10 protein-coding genes are annotated in these 7,654 nt (G+C 68.0%); 2 read left to right on the top strand and 8 right to left on the bottom strand.

From position 1 onward, the window contains the following. The 7 genes from ACWDTP_RS08040 to ACWDTP_RS08010 all read right to left on the bottom strand — a co-directional run. A partial coding sequence (locus ACWDTP_RS08040; protein WP_450018314.1) for an acetyl-CoA carboxylase biotin carboxylase subunit occupies nt 1-922 on the bottom strand: 922 nt, incomplete at its 3' end. Nucleotides 923-1,184: 262 nt separating this feature from the next. After that, complete coding sequence (locus tag ACWDTP_RS08035) at nt 1,185-1,595, bottom strand: SufE family protein (RefSeq protein ID WP_450018329.1); 411 nt, start codon at nt 1,593-1,595, stop codon at nt 1,185-1,187. Between the two features lie 2 nt (nt 1,596-1,597). Next, complete coding sequence (locus ACWDTP_RS08030; RefSeq protein ID WP_450018312.1) at nt 1,598-2,485, bottom strand: sulfurtransferase; 888 nt, start codon at nt 2,483-2,485, stop codon at nt 1,598-1,600. A gap of 79 nt (nt 2,486-2,564) precedes the next feature. Next, nucleotides 2,565-2,807: a hypothetical protein gene (locus tag ACWDTP_RS08025; RefSeq protein WP_450018311.1), complete on the bottom strand. Its 243-nt coding sequence runs from the start codon at nt 2,805-2,807 to the stop codon at nt 2,565-2,567. Between the two features lie 78 nt (nt 2,808-2,885). Continuing rightward, on the bottom strand, nt 2,886-3,554 hold the full coding sequence (locus ACWDTP_RS08020) for a Maf family protein (RefSeq protein WP_450018309.1): 669 nt from the start codon (nt 3,552-3,554) through the stop codon (nt 2,886-2,888). A gap of 32 nt (nt 3,555-3,586) precedes the next feature. After that, nucleotides 3,587-3,850: an acyl-CoA carboxylase subunit epsilon gene (locus ACWDTP_RS08015; protein WP_450018307.1), complete on the bottom strand. Its 264-nt coding sequence runs from the start codon at nt 3,848-3,850 to the stop codon at nt 3,587-3,589. Then, nucleotides 3,847-5,484 carry an acyl-CoA carboxylase subunit beta gene (locus tag ACWDTP_RS08010; protein ID WP_450018305.1) on the bottom strand — a complete coding sequence of 546 codons (1,638 nt, stop codon included), beginning with the start codon at nt 5,482-5,484 and terminating at the stop codon, nt 3,847-3,849. Before ACWDTP_RS08010 ends, ACWDTP_RS08015 begins: the two co-directional genes overlap by 4 nt. An 84-nt stretch (nt 5,485-5,568) precedes the next feature. Here ACWDTP_RS08010 and ACWDTP_RS08005 point away from each other — a divergent pair, with 84 nt between their 5' ends. Together ACWDTP_RS08005 and ACWDTP_RS08000 are read left to right on the top strand one after the other, a co-directional pair. Next, nucleotides 5,569-6,387: a biotin--[acetyl-CoA-carboxylase] ligase gene (locus tag ACWDTP_RS08005; RefSeq protein WP_450018303.1), complete on the top strand. Its 819-nt coding sequence runs from the start codon at nt 5,569-5,571 to the stop codon at nt 6,385-6,387. Nucleotides 6,388-6,396: 9 nt separating this feature from the next. Then, nucleotides 6,397-6,915 carry a PH domain-containing protein gene (locus tag ACWDTP_RS08000; RefSeq protein WP_450018301.1) on the top strand — a complete coding sequence of 173 codons (519 nt, stop codon included), beginning with the start codon at nt 6,397-6,399 and terminating at the stop codon, nt 6,913-6,915. Here the strand turns inward: ACWDTP_RS08000 and ACWDTP_RS07995 are convergent. Beyond that, on the bottom strand, nt 6,870-7,553 hold the full coding sequence (locus ACWDTP_RS07995; RefSeq protein ID WP_450018299.1) for a GtrA family protein: 684 nt from the start codon (nt 7,551-7,553) through the stop codon (nt 6,870-6,872). The two genes, ACWDTP_RS08000 and ACWDTP_RS07995, sit on opposite strands and share 46 nt — an antisense overlap. Nucleotides 7,554-7,654 lie beyond the last annotated feature (101 nt).

Below are 7,654 nucleotides of genomic sequence, written 5' to 3'. Positions count from 1 at the left end.
CGGTGACCGGGTGCTCGACCTGCAGGCGGGTGTTGACCTCCAGGAAGGAGATCAGGCCGTCCTGGCCCACCAGGTACTCCACGGTGCCGGCACCGTAATAACCGGCCTCCTTGCAGATCCGCTTGGCCGACTCGTGGATCTCTTTGCGCTGCGCGTCGGTCAGGAACGGGGCGGGGGCCTCTTCGACGAGCTTTTGGAAGCGGCGCTGCAGCGAGCAGTCGCGGGTGCCGGCGACGACGACGTTGCCGTGGGTGTCGGCGATGACCTGGGCCTCGACGTGGCGCGGTTTGTCCAGGTAGCGCTCGACGAAGCATTCGCCGCGGCCGAAGGCGGCGACGGCCTCACGGGTGGCCGATTCGAACAGTTCGGGGATCTCTTCGATGGTGCGGGCCACTTTCATGCCGCGTCCGCCGCCGCCGAACGCGGCTTTGATCGCGACCGGTACGCCGTACTCCTTGGCGAAGGCCACGACCTCGTCGGCGTCTTTGACCGGGTCGGGGGTGCCGGGCACCAGGGGTGCTTTGGCGCGGGCGGCGATGTGGCGGGCGGTGACCTTGTCGCCGAGGTCGCGGATGGACTGCGGGCTGGGCCCGATCCAGATCAGTCCGGCGTCGAGCACGGCCTGGGCGAAATCGGCGTTCTCACTCAGGAAGCCGTAGCCGGGATGGATGGCGTTGGCGCCGGATTTTTCGGCGGCGTCGAGAAGTTTGTCGAACACCAGGTAGGACTCGGCGGAGGTCTGCCCGCCCAGGGCGAAGGCTTCATCGGCCAGCCGCACGTGGGGTGCGTCGGCATCCGGCTCGGCGTAGACGGCCACGCTGGCCAGTCCGGCATCCTTGGCGGCACGGATCACCCGGACCGCGATCTCCCCGCGATTGGCGACCAGCACCTTGGAGATCTTTGAGCTGGCGTGGTTGGCCACGGTGCCTCCTCGGCAGTTCTCTAAGAAACGTCTTTAAGAATCTATCGCGGGCAGTTTATGCGCCGCACCTTCGGGGTTGCCGAGCCGGTGTCGGTTACCGGCGGGTAGATAGTCCCGTGAATTCCCGACCTCGGCCCGGATCGTCCGCCGATTCCCCTCCCGGCCAGGTAAAACCGTGGCACGGCCGGACAGGTCGACGGCGCGGCGATCGATCCGCGGGCGGCGTAGATCTGAATCGGGGCGCTCGGGCGCGCCGCGCGGCTCAGGCGGCCCGCAGCCGCCGCTTGATCCGGGCCAGCATCGCCGACATCCCCCGCAGCCGCAGCGGGCTGATCAACGCGGCCAGACCCAGATCGGTGTAGAAGTCGTCGGGTACCGCGAGGATGTCGGCGACCGACTGCCCGTCCAGACCGGTCGCCAGGATCGCGGCGAAGCCGCGGGTGGTCGGGGCCTCGGCCGGTGCGCTGAAATACAGCCGGACAGCCTCGGGGTGTGAGGCGTCGACGTCGAGGAACAACGGCGACTGGCACTCGGGTACCGGTTCCATCGCCGCTTCCTCCAGATGGGCGGGCAACGGCGGCAGCTCATCGGCGAACTCCAACAGCAACTGCAGCTTGTCCTGGCCGGCCACGTCCTGGAAGTCCGAGACCACCTCCGCCAGAGCGGCCGGCATGCTCACGGCGCGCTACCCGGATCAGGTCCGACCGCGACCGGCACCCGCACGGCATTGCCCCACTCGGTCCAGGAGCCGTCGTAGTTGCGCACACCGGGCAGGCCGAGCAGATGGGTCAGCACGAACCAGGTGTGACTCGAGCGCTCGCCGATGCGGCAGTACACCACCGTCTTGTCGTCCTGGCCGATGAAGCCGTACAGCTCCTCGAGCTCGGCCCGGCTGCGGAACTGTCCGCTGTCCTTGGCGGCCTGGGCCCACGGGATCGACTTGGCGGTGGGAATGTGGCCACCGCGCAGCGCGCCCTCCTCGGGATAGTCCGGCATGTGGGTGCGCTCACCGGTGTACTCCTGCGGTGAACGGACGTCGATCAGCGGCTGGTTGCCGAGGATCTGCAGGACGTCCTCCTTGAAGGCGCGGATCGGGGCGTCGTCACGCTCGACCACCGGGTAGCCGGTGGTCTGGCGGGTGGGCACGTCCAGGGTGGTGTCGCGGTGCTGGGACACCCACAGGTCGCGGCCACCGTCGAGCAGCCGGACGTCGGCGTGACCGAAGAGGGTGAACACCCACAGCGCATAGGCCGCCCACCAGTTGCTTTTATCGCCATAGATGACGACGGTGTCGTCGCGGCCGATGCCCTTGCGATCCATCAACTCGGCGAACTGGGCGCCGTCGATGTAGTCGCGGACGTGCGGGTCGTTGAGGTCGGTATGCCAGTCGATCTTGACCGCGCCGGGGATGTGGCCGGTGTCGTAGAGGAGCACGTCCTCGTCGGACTCGACGATGGCCAGACCGGGACGGCCGAGATTGCTGGCCAGCCAGTCGGCGGTGACCAGGCGTTCCGGGTGAGCGTAGTCGGTGAGAGCGGGGCTGGGATCTGCAGGCAGCGGCACAACCATGAGCCTACCGCCGGGTGGAGCAGGCGCGTCGGCGCTGCGCGGGACTCGCGCCCCTGATCAGCGTCTCGGGTGGTCAGGCGGTGAACGCGACCTCGTAGGCGACGGCGTAGCGACGGAGACCGCTGCGCACCTGCGTGGGCTTCGCGCGGAACAGGGAGCCGCCGTCCTGGCACCAGGACACCACCCGCAGCAGGCGTTTGCCCGGGGCCAGCCGGTTGGCGATGACATCGGCGAACGCAGCGCGCAGCCGCTCCAGGTCGTAGGCTTCGATGTCGCGTCCGACGCGAACATCCCACATGGTTTCTTCGATCGGCATTTGCCCAGTGTCAGCCCGCGGTCGGCAGACCCGGTGTCTTTATTCCGGCGCGCCGGAATTAGACAGGTTGCAATTTGGTCACTGCCCGACCTCATCGGGGTCTCGGGATCGGGTGGGCGAGTTCGTTTCCCAGAGCGACGCGACGGAAAGCCCGGCACCTGCCAGCATCCGGCGCAACAACGGCAGGCTCAGTCCGATCACATTGGACGGGTCGCCCTCGATGCGGTCGACGAACCAGCCGCCGCGACCGTCCAAGGTGAATCCGCCTGCCACACCCAGTGGTTCGCCACTGCCGAGGTAGGCATCCAGATCTGCCGGACTGGGCTCGGCGAAATGCACTGCGGTAACCGCGGTTTCGACTATCCGGTGGGTAACGGCCCCGTCGCGCAGGACGATCACGGTGTGCCCGGTGTGGAGCTGCCCGGCCCGCCCCGACATGGCCTGCCACTGCCGGCGCGCGGCGTCGCGCGTGCCCGGTTTGCCGCACAGCGTGCCGTCGAGAAACAGCATGGAATCGCAGCCGATCACCACGGCTTCCGCGGCCACGGCGGCAGGCAGGTTCGCCGCCACATCGTCGGCCTTGGCGGCCGCCAGCGTGCCCACGATGTGTTCAGGCGGTGCGTCCCCCGCCGCGGCGATGATCGCGTCCTCGTCGACACCGGAGACCACCACCAGCGGATCGAGGCCGGCCTGACGCAGTACGCCAAGCCGGCCCGCCGACGCCGAACCCAGGACGACCTGGGTCATCTAGTGCCGTTTCTTCTTCGCGCGGGCGCTCATCAGCGCCGCATATGGGTGCGCTCCAGCAGCGTGACGCGCTGCCAGCTGAACACCGCATAGCGCAGCTTGTCCGCCGGGTGCCCCCACAGATTGCGCTCCCGGATGACCGGTTCGGCGGGACCACCGCCCGCGGTTCCGAGGACCGCCAGCAGTGCGGCCATGTCCTCGTCGGTGGGCTCACCGCGCAGCACCTTGATGTGGGCCTCGTGGTCGGTCTTCTTCTCGTCTGCCGGAGTCTCCACGGTCACCCCGTTCTCGCTCACAGTGGGATGTTCCCGTGCTTCTTCGGCGGCGTCTGCACGATCTTGCGTTCCAGCAGCCGCAGCGCGGTCGCGACGTAGCCGCGGGTGTGCGACGGCGGGATCACCGCGTCCACGTACCCGCGCTCGGCCGCGATGTAGGGGTTGACCAGCGTGTCCTCGTAGGTCTGCTGCAGTTCGAGCCGCAGCGCGTCGACATCCTGGCCGTCCTGGGCGGCCTTCTTGAGGTCGGAGCGGTAGACGAAGCCGACCGCACCCGAGGCGCCCATGACCGCGATCTGCGCCGTCGGCCACGCCACGTTGACATCGCAGCCCATATCCTTCGACCCCATCACGCAGTACGCGCCGCCGTAGGCCTTGCGGGTGATGACGGTGATCTTGGCGACCGTGGCCTCGCCGTAGGCGTAGAGCAGCTTGGCGCCGCGCCGGATGATGCCGTTGTACTCCTGGTCGGTGCCCGGCAAGAAGCCGGGGACGTCGACGAGCATGACGATCGGGATGTTGAAGCAGTCGCAGGTCCGCACGAACCGGGCCGCCTTCTCCGAGGCGTTGATGTCGAGGCAACCGGCGAACTGGGTCGGCTGGTTGGCCACGATGCCCACCGGGCGGCCCTCGATCCGGCCGAAGCCGACGACGATGTTCTGGGCGTAGCCGGCCTGCACCTCGAGGAACTCGTCGTCGTCGAGGATGCGGGTGATGACCTCGTGCATGTCATAGGGCTGGTTCGGGGAATCCGGGATCAGCGTGTCGAGCTCGAGGTCCTCCTCGGTGAGGTTGTCCTCGATCGCACCCTCGTCCGGTGCGGCCGGGTAGTGCGGGGGCTCGGCGTAGTTGTTGGCCGGCAGGTAGCTCAGCAGATCGCGGACGTAGTCGAACGCGTCCTGCTCGCCGGAGGCGACGTAGTGCGCCGTACCTGACTTGGCCATGTGGGTGTGGGCACCGCCCAGTTCCTCCATGGTGACGTCCTCGCCGGTGACGGTCTTGATGACGTCGGGACCGGTGATGAACATCTGGCTGGTCTCGTCGACCATGATCACGAAGTCGGTCAGCGCCGGGGAGTACACGTGCCCGCCGGCCGCGGCCCCCATGATCAGCGAGATCTGCGGGATGACGCCCGAGGCCAGGATGTTGTTGCGGAAGATCTGGCTGTACAGGCCCAGCGAGACCACACCCTCCTGGATGCGGGCGCCGGCGCCGTCGTTGATGCCGATCAGGGGCCGGCCGGTCTTGATGGCCAGTTCCTGGACCTTGACGATCTTCTCGCCGTACACCTCGCCGAGGCTGCCGCCGAACACCGTGGCGTCCTGGCTGAAGATGCAGACGTCGCGGCCGTCGATGGTGCCGTAGCCGGTGACCACGCCGTCGCCGAGCGGACGGTTCTTCTCCAGCCCGAAATTGGTGCTGCGGTGCCGGGCGAGTGCGTCGAGTTCGACGAACGAGCCCTCGTCGAGCAGGGCATGGATCCGCTCGCGCGCGGTCAGCTTGCCCTTGGCGTGCACCTTCTCCACGGCGGCTTCGCCGACGGGGTGCAGCGTCTCCTCGGACCGCCTCTTGAGGTCGGCGAGTTTGCCTGCAGTCGTGTGGATATCCACCTGATGCTCGGCTCGCGCTTCTGTCGGCTCGGTAACGCTGGTCATGGGTGACGATGGTATCGGTATCTATAAGACCCGCATAAGAGAGGTGGGTCTGCGACACCTCTGACCCGCCGTAAGCTCGCCAGGATGAACCCAAGGCCACCATTGGACGGCACGACACTGCGCGACGGGCTCGACGGCCTGCCGTGGCACCGGATCGACATCGTCGAAGAAACCGGATCCACCAATGCCGACCTGCTCAACCGGGCCGCGGGCGGCGAGGACATCACCGGCGCCGTGCTGCTCGCCGAGTACCAGAGCGCCGGGCGGGGCAGGCACGGCAGGCAGTGGTCGGCGCCGCCGCGGTCGCAGCTGGTGGTGTCGTGCGGGGTGGACGCCGCCGGCGTGTCGCCGGACCGGTGGGGCTGGCTGCCGTTGGCCACCGGGGTCGCAGCCGTCGACGCCATAGCTGAGGTGGCCGGGAGCGGTGTCGACCTCGAAGTGGGCCTCAAATGGCCCAACGACGTCCTCGCCGGGCCGGGTGGATCCACCGGAAAACTGGCGGGCATCCTGGCCGAGGTGGCCGCCCCGGCCCAAGCGGTGGTGATCGGTCTCGGCCTGAATGTGTCGCTGACCGCCGAGGAGGCCCCCGACCCGCGCGCGGTGTCCCTGGCCCAACTGGGCGCCGCCGAACCCGACCGCACCACGCTGGCCGTCACGCTGCTGCGCAATCTGGCCGCGCGCATCGAGATGTGGCGTTCGGGGGACCCCCAGCTCGGCGTCGACTACCGCGCCCGCAGCGTGACGATCGGCACCACGGTCCGGGCCAGCCTGCCCGGTGACCACGTCGAGGAGGGGGTCGCCGTCGACATCGACGAGGTGGGCCGGCTGGCCATCGACACCGGCGCCGGGCGGGTCGCGGTCTCGGCCGGCGATATCACGCATCTGCGCCCGGTCGGGTCGTAGGGTTCTGCCGTGGGTTACCCGGAGAACGTCCTGGCCAACGACGAACAGGTGGTCCTGCACCGCCACCCGCACTGGAAACGGATGACCGGCGCCGTGCTGGTGCTGCTCCTGGCCAGTGCGGCCGCCGCCTTCGTCGCCGGCGCGGTCAACGCCATGGACTGGCAGGCCAGCGCCAAGAGGGTGGTGTTCATCGTGATCGGGGTGATCTGGCTGGTCCTGATCGGCTGGCTGACGGTGTGGCGGTTCCTGAGTTGGTGGACCACCCACTTCGTCATCACCGACCGGCGGGTGATGTTCCGGCACGGGGTGCTGACCCGCTCCGGCATCGACATTCCGCTGGCCCGGATCAACAGCGTCGAATTCCGGCACGGCATATCCGACCGGATCCTGCGCACCGGCAGCCTGATCATCGAGTCCGCGTCGCAGGATCCCCTGGAATTCCACGACATTCCCCGCGTGGAGCAGGTGCACTCACTGCTGTATCACGAAGTCTTCGACACCCTCGGCTCCGAGGAATCGCCGAGCTGACGGGACCGCCTGCGGCGCAGGACCCCATCCGCTCCTCGGGTGCGCAACGGGGTCACTGCGCCGTCCGCGCGGCGGTGCTCGGCATGCTCCTCGAACACCTCGGCGATGCCACCGCCGGTGAAGGCGGACTCCAGGGCCGCATCCGGCTCGTTGCCGAACTCGTCGGGAAACACCCAGCGGCGGAACGCCCAGAACCGGAACGCCATCTGCAGCAGGTTGCCCAGGATGTAGGCCGAGATGAAGTCGGCGATGTTCTCCACCGTGAGCGAAACCTCGGGCACCCGCAGCCCCAGCACATAGCTGGAGAAGTACAGCGGAGCCATCGACAACAGCACGCCGACCGCGCTGAACGCGAAGAACAACAGGGCCTCGTGGTGACGCTCCCGGCCGCCGCGGTTCTGGAAGCTCCACTCCCGGTTGAGGATGTAGGAGGCGATCACCGCGACGATGCCTGCGATGATCTTGGCGGTGACCGGTTTGGGCTCCAGCACCGTGAGCTTGAGCGTGTAGAAGATCGCCGAATCGATGATGAACGTCGTCGCACCGACGATCGCGAATTTGATCAGTTCGTGATGCTGCTCGGCATAGGGACGGACGAAGCGCGGCAGTCGAGCGATCGTCGCATCGGCGAAGGACACAGGTAGCCAGTGTACGTAAACGTCCGGTCACATGCCGCATCGTTGCCGGCCGCCCAGCCTTAACCGCAGGTCAATGCGTCGGCTACGGCGATGACACGCAC

The organism is Mycobacterium sp. NPDC003449 (assembly GCF_053588415.1).
The sequence above is the reverse complement of the archived record's forward strand: the minus strand, read 5'-3'. Positions and strand labels throughout refer to the sequence as shown.

Excerpts from the sequence above, each read along its gene's own strand:
- ACWDTP_RS08035 (WP_450018329.1), bottom strand. The coding sequence starts at position 1,595 with ATGCCGGCCGCTCTGGCGGAGGTGGTCTCGGACTTCCAGGACGTGGCC.
- ACWDTP_RS08025 (WP_450018311.1), bottom strand. The coding sequence starts at position 2,807 with ATGCCGATCGAAGAAACCATGTGGGATGTTCGCGTCGGACGCGACATC.
- ACWDTP_RS08020 (WP_450018309.1), bottom strand. The coding sequence starts at position 3,554 with ATGACCCAGGTCGTCCTGGGTTCGGCGTCGGCGGGCCGGCTTGGCGTA.
- ACWDTP_RS08010 (WP_450018305.1), bottom strand. The coding sequence starts at position 5,484 with ATGACCAGCGTTACCGAGCCGACAGAAGCGCGAGCCGAGCATCAGGTG.
- ACWDTP_RS08005 (WP_450018303.1), top strand. The coding sequence starts at position 5,569 with ATGAACCCAAGGCCACCATTGGACGGCACGACACTGCGCGACGGGCTC.